Here is a 23642-nt window from a genome sequence, read left to right on the forward strand (position 1 = left end):
AGGTGAAACCTCTTATCTCTTCGTTGCGGTAAGTAAGACGCGCATTATGCCGTCCTGCAGGTTTCCCGGAATCCCATGCCGATCAGGATTCCAGAATCTTAAGGCCCCATGGTGCAAGCGTGATCTCTTCTCCTTCCCGAATGGCTGCCGCCTCGGCATTCGGAGCTGACTCCAACAGATCAGTTCCCCCATACGGAGAGGCAAATGTCTGTTGACGGGATGAATAATTAAACAGGTACGTCACTGTGCGTCCCGAATCATTGCTTCCCCTCCTGATGGCGATGTCTGTATTCGACTTCATGCCACGAACATTCACACCGGATGCAAATGCCGCATCTCTGATGATCTCCCGGATGACCTCGGGGGAAGTCATGGTACCAATCCATTGCGCCCAACCTTTCCCAAACGCATTGCGCGTGATGGCCGCATACTCCTTCCACCCATCGTGCTGGTATTTCGCCAAGACATCGGCACCTTCATGCACACGGACGAGTTCCATGAATGTCTGCGCCTTACCCCTGAGATGCTCCAGACCCCGGCCGAACACCAACGGCACATCTTCGGGCAATGTAAACTCCCCGTAATCCATACCGAACACGTCTGTCAGCCCGTGTGGCTGCAAATCATTCCAAATGCTTACGTCCTCGTCCGTAAAGAAGGACTTGAAAGTGGCCAACAGATGGCCGCCATGTTCGACGTAGGTCTTCAAACCATCGATCAGCACTTGGGACGTGCAATACAATGCCGGAGCAACCAGCAATTCGTATCGTTCCAGAGTCGAAATAGAACAGTCCGCAGGCAGAAAGTCCACTTCTATGTTCAGATCGAAGAAGGCATCGTACATCCACCTGACCACATCGTTATAGGCCACCAGACCGGAACTATCGCCCTCCTCATATGGTGAGGGCTTGGGGAAACCTGTAGATATTGCGAATCGGTTGAGCGCGGATAAGGCTTCGTTGCTGATGATGATCGCAACCTTGTTCCTCTTGTGCAGATTCACCAGATGGTCACCGATCCTGCTTATTTCCTCACCGAAGTTTTTTGCCTCTTCGTATACCGGGTTCGCCTCGAAATCATGAGAAAGCACACCTTTCCAATAGCTCTCAAAGGAATGATGAATCGAGTGCCAATGCCAATACATAACCGAGTTGGATCCGGAGGCCAGATGGCTGTATGCCTGTAAACGCAACTGCCCAGGGTAGGGTAACCAACCATTCTGCCCCTGCGCCTGCGTTTCGAGCACCAGATAGTTCTTGCCGTGCTTGAGTGAACGGGTCAGATCACCGCCAAAGGCAATTTCCCTTCCAGTCAGATGGTCTTCGGTTGGATGATAGATATCGACACCTGCGTAATCCAGGGCTTGAGCATTCTTGAAATGATCGGCCCAGGGTTGCACTCCGTAGCTGTATCCACGCCACTCGAGATCGTGGTTATGCGTCACGAACTGATCATCACGAGCGTATTCGCGCACGATGTCGGATTGCCATGCGAGATAGTCACTGACGACAGAACGTCTGAAACGGTCGAAAGCTCCGGAGAGAGAGGCATTGATGGTTTCGGTCAGATCCGGGAACTCGTCCCAGTCGGTAATCCTATTCGACCAATATGCCAGACCGAAAGCATTGTTCATGGCTTCCAAGTCGCCATCGAAACGCTGCCTCAGCTGCTTGGCGAAGGCATGTTGCACATCTTCGTTGAGCGCATCGTAATATTTCGTCTCGTTATCTATCTGGAATCCAATCACGCACTTTCGATGTGCCACGTGCCCAATCAACTCACGTATGATGCGCTCTGCGCACACGCGGAAATCAGTGTTGAGAATATCGATGATCTGCCGGGGACCGTATCGGCGTTGGCCCGCATGCTGGCGCACAAGTATCTCAGGGCTACGATGTGCCAGCCAAACCGGAATCGCATAGGTAGGAGTGCCGATGATTACCGATATCCCTGCTTTTTCCATCGCATCGAGTACACGGTCAACATGAGAGAAATCAAATTCTCCAGACCTCGGCTCCATAGTGCTCCACGTCGATTCCGCAATGCGCACAGTGTTCATGTGAGCCGCTTTGAGCATTTTGACATCCTCGTCGAGCCGATCATACGGCATGTATTCGTCGTAATAGGCCGCTCCGAAAAGAATGGAATGCTGTTGTGTCATGGTGTCTCTCCAGTTGCTAGGCGGCTGGTCGTCTTCGCCGCTATGAAATCTGTACCTAGATTGTTGAAAGCCCGCCGCGCACTCCACATCGTCGTCACGGCGGACTTCGTCATAATCCGATGCGTGTCAGTTATTCATTGACTTTGTATCCCTGTTGTTTGCCGTATTCGACAAGCTGGTCCTGCCAGTTCTTCAACGCTTCTTTGAAGGTGATTTTGCCGAGTGTCGCTTGGCCCGCGGTATCGGAGAAAATGGACCGCGCATAGACGTCGTATGGGAGGAATTGCCATTTGGTATTGACATCGTCCGCCGCTTTTGACAACACCTCGTTGTACTTCTGATCGCCGAAATACGGGTCCGTCTTGGTCAGGAAGGAGGAATCGGAAAGCGAGGCCTTGTCAGCAGGGAATTGCCCCTTGTCGACTCGTATTTTCACACCCTTACCGTGCGCTGCAAAATCAATAAACTTCCATGCGGCTTCCGCTTTATCGGTGCTGGACATGATAGCCAGTGTCGATCCGCCATCCTCACCGTTTGTGGCCTTGGTATCGAATGTCGGCGTATTCGCCACACGCCATTTGCCACTGCCATCCGGAGCCTGGTCATCAAGCATGGACGCCATCCATGCACCGATGGTCAGTGAGGCTATGTTGCCTTCGTTGAGCTTACGTGACCAATCGTCACTCCACCTCTTAGTCTTAGTATCGATAAGACCTTCATCAACAAGTTTTTGCCACCACTTCGCAAATTCCTGCGTTCCCGCATCATCTGTCAGATTGATGGTCAGATTCTCACCATCGACCTTGAATGGCGTGCCTCCTGCAGCCCAAATCATCAACTCCTCGGGAGCCGGCTCACCTGAATCAGCGGTGATGTAATAATCACTGCCCAGCGCGTGGATCTTTTTCGCAGCCTCGTAGTACTCCTCCATCGTTGTCGGAGCACTCGTCACCCCTGCTTTATCGAAGATCTCCTTGTTGTAGAACATCGCCATAGGACCCGAATCCAGCGGAAGGCCGTAAATTTTATCGTTGATGTTGACGGAACTCCACGGGCCGGGTGTGTAGAAGTCGGAGTAGTCTTTTGCACCGAATTCCGAGAGGTCTTTGAGCGAATCACTCAACGCGTATTGCGCGGTTGCATAATATTCAACCTGCGCCACATCCGGAGCACCTGATCCGGCCGATATCGCATTGTTCAGAGCGGTATATTGATCGGTGGCGGTTCCCGCGTTGGTGATTTTGATGGTGATGTTTGGATTTTCCTTTTCGAAAGCATCGGCGACATCCTTGAGTAGAGGTTCCCACCCCCAAACGTTGAGTGTCACTTTCTGCCCCGAGGATCCATCGGCAGCTTCACCACTTGATCCGCCGCATGCAGCTGCGGAAAACAGCATGACAGCGCTTAGTCCTCCGGCAATCATTTTCGTGAGCGACTTCATTGTCTTATCTCCTTCATTGTTGGTGTGTTCTATGTTCTTGTGTCTATCGGATCGTCCTATACGCTATTTCGGTATTCAGCCCGGCTACTCCTTTACTGCCCCCGCTGCCAGACCCGACTGCCAGTAACGTTGCAGGAGCAAGAAAGCGAGGATAAGCGGAATGATGGTGATCAATGAGCCAGTCACCACGAGATTCTGAATGGCTTCGCCACCCGCGGTGCTTGCCTGTTTGTTCCACTGATTGAGTCCGATGGTCAGGGGATACCAATCCGAGTCCTTGAGCATTATGAGTGGGAGAAAGTAATTATTCCATGTAGCGACAATCGTGAACAGTGCTGTAGTGACGATCCCCGGAGCCAACAACGGCAGGCTTATAGTAAAAAACGTACGGAATTCAGATGCGCCGTCCATTCGTGCCGCTTCCAATAACTCGTCAGGAACAGCTTGATCGGAGAATATCCACATCAGGTATAACCCGAAGGGGGAGATGAGACTTGGGATGATCATACTCCAGGGTGTATTGGTCAGACCCAGTTTTGCGAACAGGAGGAACTGCGGCACGGCGAGGGCTATTCCAGGCACCGAAATGGCTCCGATAACGACCGCGAAGACGGCTTTCCGGCCCGGAAATCTGAATTTAGATAATCCGTATCCACCGAGGATGGCAAGTAAGGTCGCACCGCCTGCACCTGCGACGACATACAGGATGGTGTTCACGAACCATCTGAAGAAAATCCCATCCTGGTACTGAAAGACACGTGCGATATTATCGAATAGCGCAAACGTACTTCCGAACCCCAATCCGAAGGTCGTCACGAAATCGCCTTGCGTTTTAGTGACATTGATAAGCAGCCACACCAGGGGAAACAGGCAATATACAGCCATGAGTGCCGACAGCACAGTCAGCAGCACGCTTCTGCTTGGATTGGCGGGATTGCTGAATCCCATACGTCGATAACGCTTGCGCTCTCGAGCTTCATCGCGCGATACTTTTTTCATTCTGGACTTCTGCGCGCGTCTGCTTTGTCGTCGCTCGGCGTCACCTCTAATAATGGTTGAGATGCTCACTTCATCTGCTCCTTCATGCTATTGAGCTGAACGATGTATGCGATGGCCATGGTGATGATGGCCATAACGATGGCCAAAGCCGCGGCATAATTGCTCTGTCCTCCCATGAAACTGAGGTTGTAGGCGTACATGTTGGGCGTGAAATAGGTGGTTATGGCGTTGCCCGGAACAATGGACTGCAACACCGATGGCTCATTGAAGAGCTGAAAACTGCCGATGATGCTGAAGATAACGGTTATCGCCAGGGAACCCTTCATCTCAGGAAGTTTGATTTTCTTTACTATCTGCCACTCGGTGGCACCATCAATCGCAGCTGCTTCGTAAAGACTGTGTGGAATCGTCGATAACGAGCTGTAAAAGATCAACATGTTGTATCCGACGAATTCCCAGGTCACAATATTGCCTATGGCGGCGAGAAGGGTATCGGGACTCAGAACGTCAAAGGCAGTTCCCAACACGCTGTTGAGGCTACCGACCAAACCATATTTAGATCCATAGATGAACCCCCACATGAGAGTCGAGACGACAGCTGGAACAGCGTATGGAAGGAATGTCGCGATCCTGAAGAATTTTGTACCATGCAATTTCATAGAATCTATCGCCAACGCCATCAATGCCGCCAGTGCCAGCATGATCGGCACCTGTACACACGTGAAAATCGTCACGCGACCGACGGCGCTCCAAAACTGTTCATCCGCGAACAACCGGGAATAGTTATCAAAACCCACATACTGTTCACCACCAATCATCTTCTTCTGGAAGAAACTGATATATAGCGCATAACAGATGGGTACCACGAAGACAAAGGTAAACACCACAGCGAAGGGACCCACAAACTTCCAGCCTCGCCAGTTGCGCCTGTGCTTCCTGACGAAGGTATCCTCGGCGGTAAGAGCTTCACCACGCGGCCGAGGATTTTCCGGATGCTGTTCTGTCATAGCAACTCCTCAAAATTCATACATCGTTGTAGTACGAGAAATCAATAAAATATATAGATTATTGGTACTTCTTAAGGCATAAATACAAATATTAACTTCATCGTTGAAGTAATAATATCACAACATATGAATGCGCACGCACGCGAGCACCGGATAGCAGACATTCAAAGGGGTGTTTCCGTATTCGCCTGTGGTGCTCGGGCCAGCCGCCATAAAGCCGTTATGCTATCCGGCTACTTGCCGCATATTCTTGGAGCCGCCCAGCACCGCCGTATATGCGGTCGCCTGCGCCTCGTCACCTAGGTATTGCATCAAGATGATGCGAAGACAAGGCATAGCCCATCCGAGGGCTGATTCTCATTCCATGCAGAACGATACCCAGCCCTTCGGTCCACGCAAAAGAACATAAACTATTTGCGCTTTGCTTTCCAACCCTTCGCGGTGGTGAGCAGGATGCGTTGGCCGATGCTTGCAGGATCGGCCACGATCCGCACGAGTTCCTGCGCCACATTGGTGAATGGCAGCGTCGGCATGCCGGGGACCTTATCCACTTGCTCCAGTGGCTTCGCCACCGCATTGATGCTCGCCGGGGCATCCTTGAGATTGACGGGATACGCGATGGTGTAATCCAATCCTGATTGTTCAAGCAAGGCATCGCTGGCCGCTTTGTCACGGAAGAACTTACCCAACACCGTGCGATAGGCGAACTTCATGAACCATGCCGCCTTATCCGCGGTATCGCCCGCGCCGAATGCGGAGACCATGACGATGCGCCTCACATCAGCGGCCTTCGCGGCTGTGATGATGCTGGGAACCGTCCGTTGCATGAAGGTGCCATCACTCACCGCTCCGGTTATCGCGACGATGATGGCATCCGCAGCCTTCGCGGCGCGCGCAAGCGCTACCGGATCCTGTGCATCCCCTTTGATTACCTGAACCTTGTCTGCGTTGCTCACGGATTCGGGTCGACGAGCATAGGCGATGACCTGATGACCGGCTTCCAAAGCGTACTTCATGGTTCGTGAGCCGACATTGCCCGTTGCCCCTACGATGACGATGTTCATGCTGCTTCTCCTTGTTGTTTCGTTATGCCGGTACTGCTGGCGCTATCGTTGCCGTCGCCCCGGAAGCACCTGTCGGCGCATCGGCGGCATAGTCCCGTGATCCGACGGAGTCGGAGGGTTTCACGAGGATGCTGCGTCTGCGAAGACTGAAGGTCAGGAGCATGATGAGGTTGGTCACCAGGAACATCACGAGGAACAAGGCCAATTGGCCATTGATGCTGCCTCCGATGGAGATGGCTTTACGCAGTCCGTCAATGGCGTGGGTCATAGGGAGCCACGGATTGACGGCTTTGAAGAAGCTGTTCGACAACACCACCGGGTAGGTTCCTCCCGACCCCGCCAACTGGACCATCAGGAAGAGCAGCATCAGGAATGCGCCCACCTTGCCGAAGATGACATTGACCACCGTGATCAGCGACATATAACCCAGGGCTTCGAAGATCAACATCAGCAGTGTGAGGGCAGGGTTCAGAGGATGAAGCCCCAGAAGCGTGACCGCAGCGAAGACCAGGCTTGCCTGCGCGATCGACACCAGCAGGAACAACGGCATCTTCTGGCGCCACCAATGCCAGCCCGAACGTGGGCGGTACCTCGGCACACCGGCCTCGAACATCATATTGAAGGAAAGGGCACCGACGAATAATGCCACGGACATCATGTATGGGGCCATCGCCGTGCCGTTGTTGGGCACGGAGGCCTCCACCGTTTTATTCAGCTTCAGCGGTGCGGAAACCGCGGCAGCACCAGAGGGTGTGGTGTTAAGAGCGCGAATGGCACTTGTCGCCTTCCCGAATTTCGTAGACATCGTCGACAAACCAGAAGACACCTGGGTCAATGCGGTCCCGACCGTGTCCTCGCCGCTTTTCAACTGTGCCGAACCATCCGCGATGCTCGATGATGCGCTTGCAAGTTTCTGCGAGCCCACAATCAGCGCGTCGCTTTGGGATAACAGCTTCCCCGTTCCCTGTGCGAGTGTCGTGATGCCGGATCCCAGTGTGTTGATGCCCGATCCCAGGGTTCCGACCGCATCCACATAGGTACGCGAAGCACTGCCAAGCTTGGTGGCACCTCCTGAAACCGCATTGCCGTAGGTGCTGATACCACTGCTGAGTTGTTGCGTCCCTGGCAGGAGTTGGGAGTCAATGGCCTTCTTCGCACTGCTCAGTCCGGAATCGAGGGTGTTGATGGCCTGTGCCGCACCCGGTAGAGCTTGGGTGGATTGCGCGGCGATGGCGGCCGAAGCCTGCTTCAATGCGGCCGTATCCTCCACCGCCTTGCTGCTCGCCTCCGGGCTGCTGACCGCGGACAACTTCTGATACAGAGCAGTTGAGTAGGTTTTCAGCGTGACGATATGCGTCTTCAGACTCGTCACCTGCTTTGTCTGGCTGATGCCCGAATCGATAGCATCGAGAATCTGCTGCTGCTCCGCGCTTCCCAGCTGCTGGAAGGCAGCAGTGTTCTTGACGTTCTGGTCGGCTGAATCCTCCTGGGAGCTGAGTAGCGTATCGAATTCACTGCTCAGAGCCTGGGACTCCTCTTCAATCTTCTTGCTGGTGTTTGCCGCTTCGGCTAGGGCATTCATCTGACTGCTGGTATCGAGCTGCTGAATGGCGGCATTGAGCTGTTGTATGGCCGTATTGAGTTTTGGCAGGCCTGCGGTGAGTTGCTGGATCTGCGCGGTTTGCGCGTCACTCATCGTCATGGAGGACGACAATTGCTTCACCCCGGATGTCAGACTGTTGCTCGCCTGGGTGAGTTGCTGCGCTCCGCTCCGGCTGGAGGAAGACAGAGTGGATAATCCCGATACCAGCTCGTTGCCCTTCGCAACGAGCTGCGACGCTCCACTCGATAATGCCGCGCTGCCCGTGGAGAGTTTGCCCACACCGGTATTGACCGAGGAAACCCCACCGGTGTATGCCTTGATGCCTACGGTCAGCGTATTGGCACCATCCGAGAATTCCACAGCGCCCTTGGAGAGTTTGAGGAGATTGGCGGAAAGCTTATCGCTTCCCGCGGCGATCTGCACGGTGCCGTCCTGGAGCTTGGCCGTCCCCTGTTGCGCGGTCTGCAAAGCGCTTCCGGTATCGGAGAACTTGGCAAGAAGGGTTTTCACATAGATTTCGGTTATCTGCTGGGAGACGCTGTTTTTCAAGGAGGTGGCCGCACTGGTGACCATCTTTGAAGCGGTGTAGTTGCGACCCTCGGAAATGGTGTAGGTGATGGTCGGTACGGTCGGCGAATCTCCGAGCAGCGTCCCCGCCTGCTTCGAAAGCGTGCTGGGCAGCGTCACCTCCATGTAATAGGTACCGTCCGCGATACCGGCATCACCTTGCTCGGCGGAGACGAAATGGTAGTCAAGCCCATCCTGCTTCTTGAGGCTCGTGACTATCTGCTTGCCCAGTGACAGCGAATTGCCAGAAACGGTGGCGGGCTCATCCTCGTTGACCACGGCAACGGGAAGATTCTCCACATTCCCATACGGATCCCACATCGAACTGAGGAAGATCAGGTTGTATAAAGCCGGGATCAAGCTCACCGCGATGACGACCAGTATCAGGAATATGCGACCCGCATTCTTAGTGTTCTTCAACGACAGCCTCCTTGCGTGCTGGGCACTTGGGATCGTTCAGACCAAGCGAGGCCCAGTCGACGACCCCATCCGAGTAATCGATCCCTTCCAAGAAGTTCGAAAACGGATATCCGCCCAGCTCTTTGAGAAAGAGGTTCTCAGCCCGTGCGAGAACGTCCATGATCTCGTTTTCGCTCTGCAGCACGCGGTCACCGTGGTGGAAGATCTTCTGTGCGAAATGCGATATGGCATAGAAATGACCATGACCCTCTATCGCATAGAACGCATCCAACATCGTGATCTCACCGATCGGGCGGGCAAGCGTGTATCCACCACCTTTGCTGGCGTCCGATGCGACCAGGCCTTCGGCGACCAGACGAGGCATGATCTTCTTCAGATATGAGGAGGAGACATCGAGGCGCTTGCTGATGACAGCGCTCTTGACGGGTTTATGCTCCTTTTGCAAGGCCAGCATGAGCAACACACAGGCCGCCTGTTCAAGGCTTTTCTTGATCTTCATATCAACACACCAATCCAGTGACAAACTTTATCCACGGATAATCATGCATCCGGTGACATACGTTGTCAACGGATACCCGCGTGGCTTATGCCAGCAACGAACATTCGCACGCCGAGGGAAGCCCGGCGAAACAATCGACGGAACATAGCGCCCCAATGTATGGGCCACCATCACCGACGATTGCGGGCAGAGCGAAATGACAAGCCTCCCGAAGAGCGCTGCTAGTACCGTTATGAATCGTGAACTATGATGCCGGAACCACGAATATCGCAGCCGAACGGAACACCATGAGCACCGGGAACAGTGCCGAACCGGATCACATCAGTGTGCGCGGGGCACGGGTGAACAATCTGAAGAATGTCGATGTCGACATCCCCCTGCACCAGCTGGTCGGTATCGGCGGCGTATCAGGAAGCGGCAAATCCTCACTGGCACTCGGCGTGCTCTATGCCGAGGGATCACGTCGATACATCGAAGCCCTGTCGACATACACCCGCAGACGGATGTCGCTGGCTCCACGGGCCGACGTTGATGAGGTGCGACACGTACCGGCCGCGCTCGCACTGCGCCAACGCCCCGGGGTGCCCGGCATCCGGTCGACCTTCGGCACATCCAGCGAACTGCTCAACGTGTTGCGCCTGATGTTTTCACGTCTCTCCAGCCACGTCTGCCCGAACGGGCACCACGTGCCACCCACCATCAACGTCGCAGCGGAACGACCCATCATCTGCCCCACCTGTGGGGCAAGCGTCGACGCTCCAGGTGCCGAGGCCCTTGCCTTCAACTCCGTCGGCGCCTGTCCACGATGCCAAGGCACCGGACTCGTGCGCGATGTGGACGATCGCACGTTGGTGCCCGACCCGTCAAAGACCATTGACGAAGGCGCGGTGCTCCCCTGGCAGATGTTCGGATTCAACGTCCAACCCGATATCGTACGAGAATTCGGCGTGCGCACCGATGTCCCCTGGAACGAGCTGAGCGAGCACGAGCGCGATATCGTATTCTCCGGCCCCGAAGAGAAGAAACACATCACACTCACCAGCGTCAAAGGCGTGCACAAACTTGATTTCACCTTCCGCAACGCACGGCTCACCGTCACCAAGGAGCTCGAGCGTGCGGACAACGAACGCAGACTCAAACGCGTCGCACGATTCCTCAGCGAAGGCACCTGCCCCGAGTGCAAGGGCACACGGCTGAGCGAGGCCGCACGCGCCCCACGGATCAACGGACTCAACCTGGCCGATGTCAGTGCCATGACCCTTGATGATGTGCTTGCCTGGGCTCCGACCGTGGCGCCCACCCTGCCGGAGGATATGCGATCGATGGCCCTGGGACTGGTGGACACCCTGGAGTCCATGGCACGTCGCCTGGTGGAACTAGGACTGGGCTATCTGACCCTGGACAGGGCCGGTTCGACACTCTCCACGGGCGAGCGGCAACGGGTCCAGCTGGCGCGTGCGGTGCGCAATGAGACCACAGGCGTGCTGTATGTTCTTGACGAGCCATCGGTCGGTCTGCATCCGGCCAATGTCGAAGGCCTGATCGGGGTGATGCAGGACCTGCTGAGGGACGGCAATTCCGTGGTGTTCGTGGACCATGACGTCCAGGTGCTGCGTCAGGCCTCCTGGCTTATAGAAATCGGCCCCGATTCGGGCAGGCAGGGAGGCCGGGTCATCGCCGAGGGAAGGATTCACGATCTGATCGCGTCGCAACAGTCTGCCGAGGAGAAACGGCAAGGGGTGAAATCCCACCCGGACGGTTCTAAGCTGGCCGGATTCCTGGCGGGGACCGAGGACATCGTCATACGAGAGCGCATTCCATCCGCTCAGATGTTTGACGACGGACGCATCAGCATGTCCACCGATGCGATCCACACCGTGCACCCTCTGGACATCAGCATCCCCAAAGGCAGACTTACCGCCATAACGGGCGTATCCGGTTCAGGGAAAACCACCATGCTCCTCGAATCGCTTGTTCCCGCCATCAATGCCGGCAGGAACGGGCATCTGATGCCCGAACACCTTCGGAGCATCGATCCTGTCGGCATCACCACTGCCCACGAAGTGGACGCCACACCGATCGGCATCAATGTCCGCTCGACGGTGGCCACCTATTCAGGGGTTATGGATGAACTACGCAAGGCATATGCCCAGACACCCACGGCACAGGCCGATGGGCTGACGGCATCGGACTTCTCCTATAACACCGGATCCCTCGCCTGCACACGCTGCGAGGGAACGGGCGAAATCTCACTCGATGTGCAATTCCTGCCCGATGTGGTCATTCCCTGCCCCGACTGCCATGCTTCAAGATTCCAGGCGCAGGCGCGCCGCTATCTCCTTGATGGAATTTCTCTGCCTGAAGTACTCGGTCTGACCATTCATGAAGCCATCGACCGATTGTCCGGCCTGCCTCGCGTAGCTCGCAAGCTGCATGCCTTCGACCAGTTGGGGCTCGGGTATCTGACCCTGGGCGAAGCCACTCCCTCATTATCCGGTGGTGAAGCCCAACGGCTCAAACTCGTCAACCAGCTGCACCGCGATCAATCGGATGCGGTATTCGTACTCGATGAGCCGAGCGTCGGTCTGCACCCTCTGGATGTACGCATATTGCTCCATACCCTCGATCAATTGACCGAGCGAGGTGCCACGGTTCTGGTCATCGAGCATGACCTCGACATCATCGCCAACGCCGATTACATCATCGATATGGGACCCGGCGGAGGAGAGCAGGGCGGTCGCATCGTAGCCACCGGCACACCGTCGCAGGTCGCCGACAACCCCCATTCAATAACCGGCCGCTATTTGCGCCCAGTGCTGTCACCCCGACGCTAGACGCATCACCCCTGAGGTCATCCCAATGTTCGATGAGCGTCCCTTTTCCGGTTGAGCACCACCAGCACGAGTACACCCGCGGCAACCCAGATGAATGGGACCAGGTAGCCGGCCAACTGTCCGACACCCTCGAAATAGGATGCGGACAATACCGCTCTCACCACGTTGCCGGTCGGCAACATGCGGCTGCTCGCGCAGCTCTTCGCATGCGGTGGCGACGAGGAGATCGGGCCCCTCGCCCGTGAGGGATTCCTCAGGATGTGCCACCTGCTGCACGACGATCTGAAGCTGCCGATCGAAGAGGTCAGGCGCATACTCGCCACCGGCATGCTTTCGATCACACTGTCCGCACTGGACTATCCACGCCCATCCGACGACATCATCGAGTATCTGGTCAGCGGGCAATCCACGGGCGCCTCACAATAGATAGCCGCGCACCGCATCAGCAGCCTCTCGACATGCGTAGCCCGCGCGTTTCCAGTATGACGGGCGGCGATCCCGCATCCACTCGCATGTTCGCGCCGAAGCACCTTTAATGGAATCCCAACAAATCTCGAACCGTCGGCTAACGCCCGTTCCATACGCTCCTGAGTACCAGGCAAGGCCCAAGCGCATTCGGACCTTCGACATCACCCAGTGAGAGGTATGGCAATCCATGCAGAAGATCCAATCGGGACAATCATTCTTGTATCGCAATAACGGCTATAAAAGCACGGTTCTGGAAACACGCATGACGGAGCGGGTACGTGGGGACTGCATGGATGTCGCACTGTCGAAAACAGCACGACGTTTCCCGGACATGACCCAAAAGCTGGTGGAGCGCGATGGCAGCTACTACCTCCATCCCAACCCGCTGTCACTGCATGCGGCCAACACGGACAGATTCCGCACCTTGGGAGGCCTTGAGACCGGCTACCATCTGATCGACGTCACATATACCGGCAAACTCATCAGGGTCGCCTTCCACCACTCGTTGTGTGACGGCAGAGGCGTGAAGCCCTTTATGGAGACCTTGATCTACTACTACTGCTGCGAGCGCTACGAGCAGGACTTCGACCACAGTGGAATCCTCACGCTCGATACGGCGATCGATCCCCGAGAATTCGAGGAGCCGCTACCTGGCGCTCCGTATGAGGTGGATCAGGAGGCGCTGAAAGCAGTCGACAAGGATGGTTACGCGCTACCTGAAAGCACAGCCGGCGCGCGGCACAGCTATCGCACGTCAATCAGCGTGGAACAGCATGACTTCGTAACACTTGCCAAGCGCTACGGTGCGACACCCGGCATCCTGGCCGCAGCGTTATTCTCCGAGTCGGTGATGAAACTGCACCCCGATGCGGATAAGGCGGTGCTCTGCAATATGGCGGCGGATATGCGATTCGCAGTCGGCGGATCACCCACCCGCAGGAACTGTACGGGCTCCATCTATCTGCCCTATTCGACAGCGGAGCAAGACGCAGGGCTCAGCGAGGTGTCATCCGCCTACCGCGCACTCATCGCCGAACAGCGTTCCGAGGATGCGTCAAAGCAGTCGATCAATATGCAGGTATCGCTTTTCCAGAGGCTTGACGGTATGGAGACGCTTGAGGACAAGCGGGCGATGATGTCGATTTTCGAACACCTGCTGCTCAATACCTATGTGCTGAGCTATGTGGGACGGATGCAATTCAACGATTTCGCGCGATACGTGGAATCGGTGCATATGTACAGTGGCGGCATCAAAGGTCTCACCCTCAACATGGTCGCGGCGGGGAACGTCATCACCTTTGACGTGCTTCAAGGCTTTGAGGGCGATCAGTACGCGCAATCCTTCGCCAGGGAATTGAGGGAACTCGGTCTGGAGTGCTGCGTGGGTGAGACCCTGCTGTGCGAGACAGGCGCCGACCACAGCCACATCACGGCCTCGCAGCAGCCCGAACACTGGTGCGCAACCGCATAAAGCTCCCGGTTCGGCATATGCCGACCCTCATCCGCCCCTCTGTGGCACGCCCATGCGACACTGCACACATTCGATGCCGCACACATCGGTACAACACACATTGGGCATCATCCGCACAGAAGACGTTCAGCAGGCATCCAGACCTTTCCACCAGAGAACACACCTCACTGTGATGGCTGCTCAAGAAAAGGGCAAGATAGCTGCTGTTCGATTGAATCATGGACAGTATTACAACAGAGCAACACCGCACATCGCAGGACGATCAACCCACGTCATCGCATATCGGGATAGCTGAGCGCCTTGGGTATCCCAAACATGTGGACGCGGATATCGTAATTCCTGTTTACAACGAAGAACACACACTGGATGCATGCATACAGAAGCTCGGCGGGATGCTGGCAGGGCATCTGGAATCACCCAAGGCATTCACGTGGAATATCATCATCGCAGATAATGCGAGCACCGATGATACGTGGAAAGTGGCGGAGCGACTTTGCGCCATGCATCCCGCTTTTCTGCGGGCCGTACGCATCGACCGCAAAGGGCGTGGCGCCGCCCTGAAGGCGAGCTGGTCGGAATCCCTGGCTCGCGTGGTCGCCTATATGGATGTGGATCTTTCCACGGACATCAATTACACCGGCGCACTCATCGGCTCACTGCTTGCCGGTGGGGCTGACGTCGCGATAGGCTCACGCCTTCTCTCCGAATCGGATGTCACCCGTTCCACAAAACGCGAGTTCATCTCACGGACCTACAACCTTATGCTCCGCACCTATCTGGGGGTCACATTCCATGATGCCCAGTGCGGCTTCAAAGCCCTCACCGCACGCGCCGCCCATATTCTGCTGCCGAAGGTCGAGGACAACGAATGGTTCTTCGACACGGAGCTCCTGGTACTGGCGGAAATGCGGCATATGAACATCTATGAGATTCCGGTCACCTGGGTTGAGGACAGCGACAGCAGGGTGAACATTCCGGACACGGTAAGCAAGGACCTGACCGGGATGCGACGCATGCGACGGACACTCAGGATGGAGAGAAGCGGACTTGAGACAGGACATTCGAGACCACGCTCGACGGCTGACAAATATTCGCGGCAGCGCTATCAACTATCGAGCGCGTACTCATCCATCGGATGGGACGCCCAAGGTCAACACGAATTACGCGGCTCACTCATCGAGCTTGCGAATGTGAAAGTGGGTGCATAATGACCTCATCGAGCGAAGGCTTTGCCGGGGCGGAACCCCGGATCGGCAGATCACGCGGCCGTAGCACACACGGCACCAGGTCGCAGAGGATCAGATCACATGCCTCAAGCGACCACGACAGACAGCGTGAAGGCGTCACCATCTATCGGCTGCCCAAAAGGAAGTTGTCCGATTGGGTGCTGCTCGGGTTGCTGTTGGCCGCATCCTGCGCGATCTTCTTCATCAATCTCACCGCCTCCGGATACGCCAATGAATTCTATTCTGCGGCGGCCCAGGCCGGATCGGTCAATTGGGAATCCTTCCTATGGGGGTCACTGGATTCAGGGAACGCGATCACCGTGGATAAACCACCGGCATCCATCTGGCTGATGGCCCTTTCGATACGCATATTCGGCTTGAGTTCCTTCGCGATACTGCTTCCACAGGCGCTTATGGGTGTGGCCACCACCTATCTCCTGTATGCGACGGTACGTCGATATTGGGGGAATAGCGCCGGACTCGCGACTGGCGTCGTATTCGCGCTCACCCCTGTGGCCGCCCTGATGTTCCGCTTCAACAACCCTGATGCGCTGCTGATTCTGCTGATGGTGGGAGCCGCGCACGCCGTGCTCCGCTCCTTGGAATACTCAGCCACGGCACGGGGCAACCGACGTCGCAGCTGGTGGATGGTGCTGGCTGGAGTCCTCATCGGCTTCGGTTTTCTCACCAAACAGATGCAGGTCTTCCTGGTACTCCCCGGATTCGCCATCGCATTCCTCATCGCTTCGCCAACCGGCTTGCTGCGTCGTATCGGCGATGGTCTGGCTGCGATGGGGGCCATCGTGGTGTCCGCGGGATGGTGGGTTCTGCTCACCGTGGTCGTTCCAGCCGATTCAAGGCCCTACATCGGTGGTTCGCAAAACAACTCCTTCCTGGAACTGACTTTCGGTTACAACGGTTTCGGCAGACTGACCGGCAGCGAGGAGGGATCGGTCGTCCCGGGTGGCTCCTCCACCGGTGGCACCAGCGGCGGCATGTGGGGCGAAACCGGTTGGACACGTCTGTTCGCAGGTGAATACGGCACTCAGATCGCCTGGCTGGCCCCGCTCGCATTCGCCGGAATCATCATCGGGCTGGTTGCCGTCGGCAGGGCGGCACGCATTGATCTGCGCCGGGCGAGCATCGTGATATTCGGTGGATGGCTCGTTGTGACCTGGGTGACATTCAGTTTCATGGCCGGCATATTCCATCAGTACTATACGGTGGCATTGGCCCCCGCAATAGCGGTTCTTGCAGCCATCGCCGTCGTCAGCCTATGGGTCTCGCGCAAATCCATATGGTCGAGAATCGTGTCACCAGTGCTGGTCATCGCCTCGGCGTATTGGGCTTTCACTCTTATGGGACGCAGCAGCTGGCTTCCATGGCTGAAATGGTGCGTGTTGGCGGTTGGGATCGTGGGCGGCCTGACGCTGATAGTCGCGGGACTGGCGTCCTCCAAACGGATCGCCCTGGCCGGGATGGCGCTCTCGGCGGCCTCTCTGCTCACCGGCCCCTTCGCCTGGACCGCATACACGATCAGCACAGGCCACACCGGTTCCATCGTGCTGGCCGGCCCCAGTGTCACCTCCTCAACCGGAATGGGAGGAGGTGCGGGAGGCGGCCCCGGAGGCGGCATAGGCGGCGGTATGGGATCAAACAGTGAAACGAACAGCGGCAATGAAGGAAGCGGCAGCGAAGGCGGCACTTCCGGATCAGCAGAAGGATACGGTATGGGCGGCGGCCCGGGAGGCAGCGATGGCGAAGGCAATGCCGGAACCCCACCAGAGGGCATGAGCGGCATGGGCCAACCGCCGAGCGGCGAGGGCGGCTCGGCGCCTGCCGAAGGAGGCACACCTCCGCAATCGGATTCGGAACAGGGGTCAACTCCCCAGAACGGCTCATCCTCCACGGGCGAGTCAGGCTCGGACGGCGGGACGCCGGGACAAGGCGGTGGCATGGGCATGGGAGGCGGAAGCTCAACAAGTTCAAGTATCGTGGCCCTGCTGAAGCAGTCATCCAGCTCATATCGATGGGCCGCGGCAACCACCGGCTCCCAGAACGCCGCGAGTTACCAATTGGCATCCGAGAAGGCCGTTATGGCGATCGGCGGCTTCAACGGATCCGACCCCGCCCCCACGCTCAAACAGTTCAAGGCTTACGTCAAGCAGGGGCTCATCCACTATTACATCGCCGGGAGCTCGATGGGAGGGACCCAGATGGGTGGATCGGATACGGCTTCAGAGATATCGGCGTGGGTCGCGAAACACTACACGGCAAAAACAGTCGATGGTGTGACCATATATGATCTGTCCTCATCCGCATCGTAGATGATGACCTGACCGGCTCCCGAAGGTCTGCTTCCTGTCAGCGGCGCAGCGCGCTGACAGGAAGCAGACCTTCATCGGATGCGGACGTCGCGATGCTGACGCCCTTCGCATTCACTCCGCTCCGAACGCCCTCCCCCGCTCGTCACCGGGTGCTTTGCCTTTCGATAACCCTGGAACTGGTCATCAGCAGATCAGGATGCGTGATCTCTCCGCGTATGCGTCCCAATATCCTCTCAACAGCCGTAGGTGCAGTCCAATCCAGACGCGAATCCATGGTGGTGAGCGGAATCTGCATATATGCCGACTCCTCGATATTGTCGAAACCGATGACCTGCACATCCCGGGGAACGTTGATGCCGTTCGTCTGCAGGGCGAAGAGTGCGCCAATCGCCAACTGGTCGTTCAGCGCCACGATACCGTCAAAAGGAACGGCGGCATCAATGAGCTGCTGCGTGGTGCGTGCCCCCGAACCGATGGTCCAGTCCTTCCTGGTCACCCCGACGCAGTCCGCGTTGAGCAGCACTCCCCGGCGCATGCACTCCTCGACGATCCCACGCAGACGCAACTCGGCGTTGCCTTCGACGGTCCGAAGCAGTTTGTCCTGGTCGAAGACCTCACGAGCCCCGATAACCGCCAGGGAGCGGCTGCCGTGATCGAAGAGATAGGCCGCGGCCGTGGATGCCGCCTGGACGTCATCGGGGGTCACATGGTCGGCACGCCCCCAGGTCGTGCGCGCTCCGACGACCACAAGGGGGAAATCCACGGTCAGATCATCCGCGGTGATGTCCTCCACCTCGCTCATGGAAAGAATCATGCCATCGGAAACCGTTGAATTGAATGATTGCAGCAGATCACGGGCACCTTTGGCGGAACCTTCCGCATAGGTGGTGACGTAGACGGAGAAGCCCAGCTGCCGGGCCGCATCGATGGTGCGATTGGCGAGCTCCGCAAGATAGGGCGGGGTCAGCGAGGGAACAGCAAGGGTGATGAAACCCGTATGGTCACGGTTGAGGTTGCGCGCCGCAACGTTGACACGGTATCCGGTGCTCTTGATGACCGCTTCGACCCGTTCCCTGGTGAGCGCGGTCATGCGACCGGTGCCGTTGATGACATTGGAAGCGGTTTTCAACGACACACCGGCTTCCCTCGCCACATCACGCAAGGTCGATCGCCGCTTCACCGCAGTGGCATGTTCGATCCGAGGATCTGCGCCACTCTGGGCGGACACATCGCCATCCGCCGTTTCCGCTGTCGTCATTGAGTTCACCTCTCCATTAACCGGCCTCCTCAATCGTATCCTCTCTGGAATCGCTCAGCACCCAAGAGAGGATACCTTTGGCTGCCCGGAGCCGGCGGCTTCGGAGGTGGCCCTCAATGGTTCAACACGGCGACTTCATCACCAGGAAACCATCGCGGGAAAGCCGGTATGAAGCCGGCGTTTGAATCCTCTGGACACCTTTGCCCGCTATCGGGGAACCGGATATCTCCGAAAGCAGCACGGTCTCCCTCGAGCGGTTCAGATAGAAATCGAAACAGGAGTCGGCGGAACGCCGGCGCATGTGCACGACGCCAGGGTCTTCATCCGCAGACAGCTTCATTCCCTCCCGCAGGAAAGCGGCGATATCCTCCCTGCCCAGATCGCATCCCACATAATAGACCTCGCCTCTGCCGTAGCGGTTTCGCACAATGGCCGGAACCCCATCCAGATCCCATTCACGGGCATCCCCTCCGGAATACGTGGCCAGCACCTCGGCATGCTCACCGATCCCAGTGACCTCGTTCGCCCACAGGCGCGATACATAACCGTTCGAAAGAGCAATCGTCTCGGGTTCGCCGGGAAGCTCACCCAGAACATTGAACTCTTCGCTGCGAACGCCGGCGATGTCCCGGAGCATGCCGGGGTATCCACCCACAGCGATGTGATAGTTCTCATCGGCCAGACCCGTGGCATATCCGATGACCACCCGTCCGCCTTCCTCGGCGAAGGCTGCGATACGCTTCACCGCATGCTCACTCAGCACCAGCATGGTCGGCAGAACGATGGTGTCATAGCCGCTCCAATCGGATCTGAGCGATACGACATCCGCGCGCTGCGAGACATCAAGGAATGCACGGTACCATTCCCGCACATCATGCCAATGACTCAACTTCGTGGTGGGCAGGGTCCTGCATTGGGTGGCCCACTCGCAATCCGCATCGAAGAGAATCGCTGATCGCGAGCGCACCAGTTCGCTGCCCTGCACGCCACTCTCGGCGAGTCTGCCCAGGATACCGCCGAGCTCGCAGACCTCCCTGAACACCTTGGAATCCTCACCTGCATGCGGAAGCATCGATGAATGGAACGCCTCCGCGCCGAAACGTGATTGCCTCCATTGGAAGAAATTGATCGCATCGGCGCCCATAGCCACATGTGCGAGCGCATCACGCATCAGCTCTCCGGACCGTTTCCTGCTGTTCAGCGGTTTCCACTGCACTGCGGATGTCGAATGCTCCATCAGATACCAGGGCTTGCCCAAGGCCAGGGAGCCTACCAGCGAATCGGAACAGAGCAGTTCATCCACATGGGACTCGCCTGGTGTGAAGTAGTGGTCATTCGATACAAAATCAACCTCATCGCTCCAATCCGCATAATCCATCGCGCATTGATCGGTGGACACCATGAAATTGGTCGTGAAGGGCTTATCCGGACAGATGCGTTCCAGCTCGTCACGCTCAGCCTTGTAGAAGGCCTTCAACGCATCCGAGCAGAAACGTTCGAAATCGAGTTGCTGGCTGGGATTCGCCATCGCATCGTTACCCATGTGGCATGGCAGCAGCACCTCATCGAAGGATTGCACCTCCTGTGACCAGAATGAAGTTCCCCAGGCCTCGTTGAGCGCGGATACGGAACCGTAGCGCTGCCTGCACCATTGGCGGAAGGACTGCAGCGCATCCGCGGAGTAGTCGTGACGATTGTTCCAGCCATACTCGTTGTTCACATGCCAAGCGGTGACATAGGGGTTGTGCCCGTAGCGGCGTGCCAGACGACGGCATACCTCAAGGGCGTAGGACTTGAATATCCCGCTCGTGGGGCGCCAGGATTGACGTGAACCCGGATTCACCACATCACCGTTACGCTCAAGCGGGAGCACCTCGGGATGCTTCTCATACAGCCACAAAGGTGCTGATGCGGTGGCCGTCGCCAGATCCACGGCGATACCGGCCTCACCGAGCTTGGTGATGATCCGATCCAGCCAAGCGAAATCCCAGCGCTGCTCCTCCGGTTGGATTCTGTCCCAACTGAATATGGCGATGGCCACGGTGTTGACGCCGGCCTTGCGCATCAGCCTGATGTCATCATCCCAAACATCCTCAGGCCACTGGTCAGGATTGTAATCCCCACCATAAGCGATGCCACCGCCCGTGGGCGTCAGCAATGCGGGCCATCGGAAATCCCGTCGTCGGGAACCCTGTTGCCGACTCTGATCATGACCAAGCATGTCACCTTGCAGCGATGCCATTATGCATTCCCCTCTCGTTTCGAACGTGAAAACAGCTGCTTGGCTATTCCTTGACAGCACCTGCGGCGAGACCGGACTGCCAGTACTTCTGCAGGAGCAGGAAGGCGACCACGAGCGGGATGATGGTGACCAAAGAACCCGTGATCACCAGATTCTGTATGGCCTGGCCGCCTGCGGTGGATGCCTGGTCCTTCCACTGGTTCAGCCCGATGGTCAATGGGTACCAGTTGGAATCCTTGAGCATGATCAGAGGCAGAAAATAGTTGTTCCACGTTGCGACAATCGTGAACAAGGCGGTTGTGACGATTCCCGGGGCCAGCAAAGGCAGAGAGATCTGGAAGAAGGTGCGCATCTCACCCGCGCCATCCACCCTCGCGGCCTCCAGCAGTTCATCCGGTACGGCCTGATCCGAGAATATCCACATCAGATACAAGCCGAAGGTGCTCACCAGACTGGGGATGATCATGCTCCAAGGCGTGTTGGTCAGCCCTACCTTGGCGAAGAGCAGGAATTGCGGCACGGCCAAGGCGATTCCGGGAACCGAAATCGAGCCGATGATGATCGCGAAGCAGAGCCTACGGCCGGGGAAGCGGAACTTCGCGAGCGCGTACCCACCCATGATCGCCAGCAGCGTCGCACCTCCCGCACCCAGCACCACATAAAGGACGGTGTTCAGCAGCCAGCGTCCGAAGATGCCGTCCTGATAGGTGAAAACGGTGACCAGATTGTCCCACAGCGCAAAGCTCTTTCCGAAACCCAGACCGAATGTCGATGTGAAATCGGCCTGTGTTTTCGTCGAATTCACCAGGAGGTACAGGAAGGGGAAAAGGCAATAGATGACGAAGAGGGCGCAGACGAAGGTGAGGGCGATGCTCCGGCTCGGGTTCGCGGGGTTGCTGAAGCCGTTTTTCGCCGCGCGCCGTCGTTCGGCCTTCTCGTCGCTGATGGTTCTTCGCGCGCGATCGGCCTCGGCTTTCCTGGCTTTGCGCATCTCCTCTTTGAATTCGACAGATCGTTGGGCTTCCTGCATCCTCTTCACTTCATCTGCTCCTTCATGCTCTTCAGCTGCACCATATAGGCGATGGCCATCGTCATCACGGCCATCACAATGGCCAATGCCGCCGCATAATTCGATTGGCCGCCGGCGAAGCTGAGATTGTATGCATACATATTCGGCGTGTAATACGTCGTGATGGCATTGCCTGGAACCATGTTCTGCAGCACGGACGGTTCGTTGAACAGCTGGAAGCTGCCGATGATGCTGAAAATCACCGTTATCGCCAGAGAACCCCGCAACTCCGGTATTTTGATCCTTCTGATCGTCTGCCACTCGGATGCCCCGTCGATGCTGGCCGCCTCGTAGAGGGCATGGGGAATCGTGGAGAGGGAGCTGTAGAAGATCAGCATGTTGTACCCGGTGAATTCCCAGGTGTTGATGTTGCCGATCGCCGCAAGCAGCACAGAAGGTTTGAGCACATCGATATTCGTCCCGAACACATCGTTCAAGGAACCGACCAGACCGTATTTCGACCCGTATACGAAACCCCAGATCATGGTGGAGACGACGGCAGGCACCGCATACGGCAGGAAGGTCGAGATACGGAAGAACTTCGTTCCGTGAAGCTTCAGACTATCCAGGGCGAGTGCCATGACGCCCGCGAGGAACAACATGATCGGCACCTGCACCACGGTGAACAGGGCGACCCTCCCCACGCTGCTCCAGAACTGCGCATCAACAAACAGACGGGAATAGTTCTGCAGTCCGACAAAACTCGTGCCGCCTATCATCCTGTTCTGGAAGAAGGATATCCACACCGCGTAGACGATGGGGACAACGAATACGAATACAAACACCAGCGCGAAGGGCCACATGAATTTCCATCCACGCCAATCCGCTCGATGCCTATGCACATATCCGGCCTCCTTTCGAGGCGAGGCCGTCGTCGACGGCTGCTGTGCGGCGACAGCGGATCTGTCTACCATTTGTTCAGACATGATTGTTCCTTAGATACTGGCGCGTGCCAGGCGCGCCGGATATAACCTCATGAAGCGGCG

General features: G+C 56.9%; 16 protein-coding genes. 5 read left to right on the forward strand and 11 right to left on the reverse strand.

What is annotated here, in order from left to right; translation table 11 throughout:
- Positions 1-82 precede the first annotated feature (82 nt).
- From BPSY_RS02105 to BPSY_RS10925, 7 genes are all read right to left on the reverse strand, one after another.
- A complete protein-coding gene (locus tag BPSY_RS02105; RefSeq protein WP_033495659.1) occupies positions 83-2161 on the reverse strand; it encodes a beta-galactosidase in 2079 nt (692 codons plus the stop codon).
- Positions 2162-2291: 130 nt separating this feature from the next.
- Entirely contained in the window at positions 2292-3602 is a 1311-nt protein-coding gene (locus BPSY_RS02110) for an ABC transporter substrate-binding protein (protein WP_033495662.1), read from the reverse strand.
- An 84-nt stretch (positions 3603-3686) separates the two neighbouring features.
- Positions 3687-4601, reverse strand: a complete 915-nt coding sequence (locus BPSY_RS02115) for a carbohydrate ABC transporter permease (RefSeq protein ID WP_100841115.1) — start codon at positions 4599-4601, stop codon at positions 3687-3689.
- A gap of 65 nt (positions 4602-4666) precedes the next feature.
- A complete protein-coding gene (locus BPSY_RS02120; protein ID WP_033495665.1) occupies positions 4667-5608 on the reverse strand; it encodes a carbohydrate ABC transporter permease in 942 nt (313 codons plus the stop codon).
- Positions 5609-6018: 410 nt separating this feature from the next.
- Positions 6019-6672 (reverse strand): NAD(P)-dependent oxidoreductase, encoded by a 654-nt coding sequence (locus tag BPSY_RS02125; RefSeq protein WP_033495667.1) that lies wholly within the window; start codon positions 6670-6672, stop codon positions 6019-6021.
- A 22-nt stretch (positions 6673-6694) separates the two neighbouring features.
- Complete coding sequence (locus tag BPSY_RS02130; protein WP_033495669.1) at positions 6695-9262, reverse strand: YhgE/Pip family protein; 2568 nt, start codon at positions 9260-9262, stop codon at positions 6695-6697.
- On the reverse strand, positions 9249-9761 hold the full coding sequence (locus tag BPSY_RS10925) for an RrF2 family transcriptional regulator (protein WP_051921475.1): 513 nt from the start codon (positions 9759-9761) through the stop codon (positions 9249-9251). Before BPSY_RS10925 ends, BPSY_RS02130 begins: the two co-directional genes overlap by 14 nt.
- Before the next feature lie 287 nt (positions 9762-10048).
- On the opposite strand from BPSY_RS10925, the gene BPSY_RS02140 reads away from it, so the two are divergent.
- The 5 genes from BPSY_RS02140 (at position 10049) to BPSY_RS02160 (ending at position 18087) form a co-directional block, all read left to right on the forward strand.
- On the forward strand, positions 10049-12595 hold the full coding sequence (locus BPSY_RS02140) for an excinuclease ABC subunit UvrA (RefSeq protein ID WP_033495795.1): 2547 nt from the start codon (positions 10049-10051) through the stop codon (positions 12593-12595).
- 165 nt (positions 12596-12760) lie between these two features.
- Entirely contained in the window at positions 12761-13021 is a 261-nt protein-coding gene (locus BPSY_RS02145) for a hypothetical protein (RefSeq protein ID WP_156099237.1), read from the forward strand.
- Positions 13022-13250: 229 nt separating this feature from the next.
- The gene (locus tag BPSY_RS02150; protein ID WP_033495673.1) at positions 13251-14534 is read left to right on the forward strand and encodes a hypothetical protein; all 1284 of its coding nucleotides are present in this window, start codon (positions 13251-13253) and stop codon (positions 14532-14534) included.
- Between the two features lie 218 nt (positions 14535-14752).
- Entirely contained in the window at positions 14753-15742 is a 990-nt protein-coding gene (locus BPSY_RS02155; protein WP_051921477.1) for a dolichyl-phosphate beta-glucosyltransferase, read from the forward strand.
- The gene (locus tag BPSY_RS02160; RefSeq protein WP_081884105.1) at positions 15742-18087 is read left to right on the forward strand and encodes an ArnT family glycosyltransferase; all 2346 of its coding nucleotides are present in this window, start codon (positions 15742-15744) and stop codon (positions 18085-18087) included. Before BPSY_RS02155 ends, BPSY_RS02160 begins: the two co-directional genes overlap by 1 nt.
- 142 nt (positions 18088-18229) lie before the next feature.
- On the opposite strand, the gene BPSY_RS02165 is transcribed toward BPSY_RS02160, so the two are convergent.
- From BPSY_RS02165 to BPSY_RS02180, 4 genes are all read right to left on the reverse strand, one after another.
- The gene (locus BPSY_RS02165) at positions 18230-19345 is read right to left on the reverse strand and encodes a LacI family DNA-binding transcriptional regulator (protein ID WP_081884107.1); all 1116 of its coding nucleotides are present in this window, start codon (positions 19343-19345) and stop codon (positions 18230-18232) included.
- A 121-nt stretch (positions 19346-19466) separates the two neighbouring features.
- Entirely contained in the window at positions 19467-21587 is a 2121-nt protein-coding gene (locus tag BPSY_RS02170; RefSeq protein WP_238556775.1) for a beta-galactosidase, read from the reverse strand.
- A 43-nt stretch (positions 21588-21630) separates the two neighbouring features.
- The gene (locus tag BPSY_RS02175; RefSeq protein ID WP_051921480.1) at positions 21631-22617 is read right to left on the reverse strand and encodes a carbohydrate ABC transporter permease; all 987 of its coding nucleotides are present in this window, start codon (positions 22615-22617) and stop codon (positions 21631-21633) included.
- Between the two features lie 5 nt (positions 22618-22622).
- Entirely contained in the window at positions 22623-23570 is a 948-nt protein-coding gene (locus tag BPSY_RS02180) for a carbohydrate ABC transporter permease (RefSeq protein ID WP_033495675.1), read from the reverse strand.
- Positions 23571-23642: the final 72 nt, after the last annotated feature.

This window comes from Bifidobacterium psychraerophilum (genome assembly GCF_000741705.1).
GTDB lineage: Bacteria > Actinomycetota > Actinomycetes > Actinomycetales > Bifidobacteriaceae > Bombiscardovia > Bombiscardovia psychraerophila.

Coding starts and splice junctions, on each gene's coding strand:
- BPSY_RS02105 (WP_033495659.1), bottom strand. CDS start 2,161: ATGACACAACAGCATTCCATTCTTTTCGGAGCGGCCTATTACGACGAA.
- BPSY_RS02110 (WP_033495662.1), bottom strand. CDS start 3,602: ATGAAGTCGCTCACGAAAATGATTGCCGGAGGACTAAGCGCTGTCATG.
- BPSY_RS02115 (WP_100841115.1), bottom strand. CDS start 4,601: ATGAAAAAAGTATCGCGCGATGAAGCTCGAGAGCGCAAGCGTTATCGA.
- BPSY_RS02120 (WP_033495665.1), bottom strand. CDS start 5,608: ATGACAGAACAGCATCCGGAAAATCCTCGGCCGCGTGGTGAAGCTCTT.
- BPSY_RS02125 (WP_033495667.1), bottom strand. CDS start 6,672: ATGAACATCGTCATCGTAGGGGCAACGGGCAATGTCGGCTCACGAACC.
- BPSY_RS10925 (WP_051921475.1), bottom strand. CDS start 9,761: ATGAAGATCAAGAAAAGCCTTGAACAGGCGGCCTGTGTGTTGCTCATG.
- BPSY_RS02140 (WP_033495795.1), top strand. CDS start 10,049: ATGAGCACCGGGAACAGTGCCGAACCGGATCACATCAGTGTGCGCGGG.
- BPSY_RS02150 (WP_033495673.1), top strand. CDS start 13,251: ATGCAGAAGATCCAATCGGGACAATCATTCTTGTATCGCAATAACGGC.
- BPSY_RS02155 (WP_051921477.1), top strand. CDS start 14,753: ATGGACAGTATTACAACAGAGCAACACCGCACATCGCAGGACGATCAA.
- BPSY_RS02160 (WP_081884105.1), top strand. CDS start 15,742: ATGACCTCATCGAGCGAAGGCTTTGCCGGGGCGGAACCCCGGATCGGC.
- BPSY_RS02165 (WP_081884107.1), bottom strand. CDS start 19,345: ATGACGACAGCGGAAACGGCGGATGGCGATGTGTCCGCCCAGAGTGGC.
- BPSY_RS02170 (WP_238556775.1), bottom strand. CDS start 21,587: ATGGCATCGCTGCAAGGTGACATGCTTGGTCATGATCAGAGTCGGCAA.
- BPSY_RS02175 (WP_051921480.1), bottom strand. CDS start 22,617: ATGCAGGAAGCCCAACGATCTGTCGAATTCAAAGAGGAGATGCGCAAA.
- BPSY_RS02180 (WP_033495675.1), bottom strand. CDS start 23,570: ATGGTAGACAGATCCGCTGTCGCCGCACAGCAGCCGTCGACGACGGCC.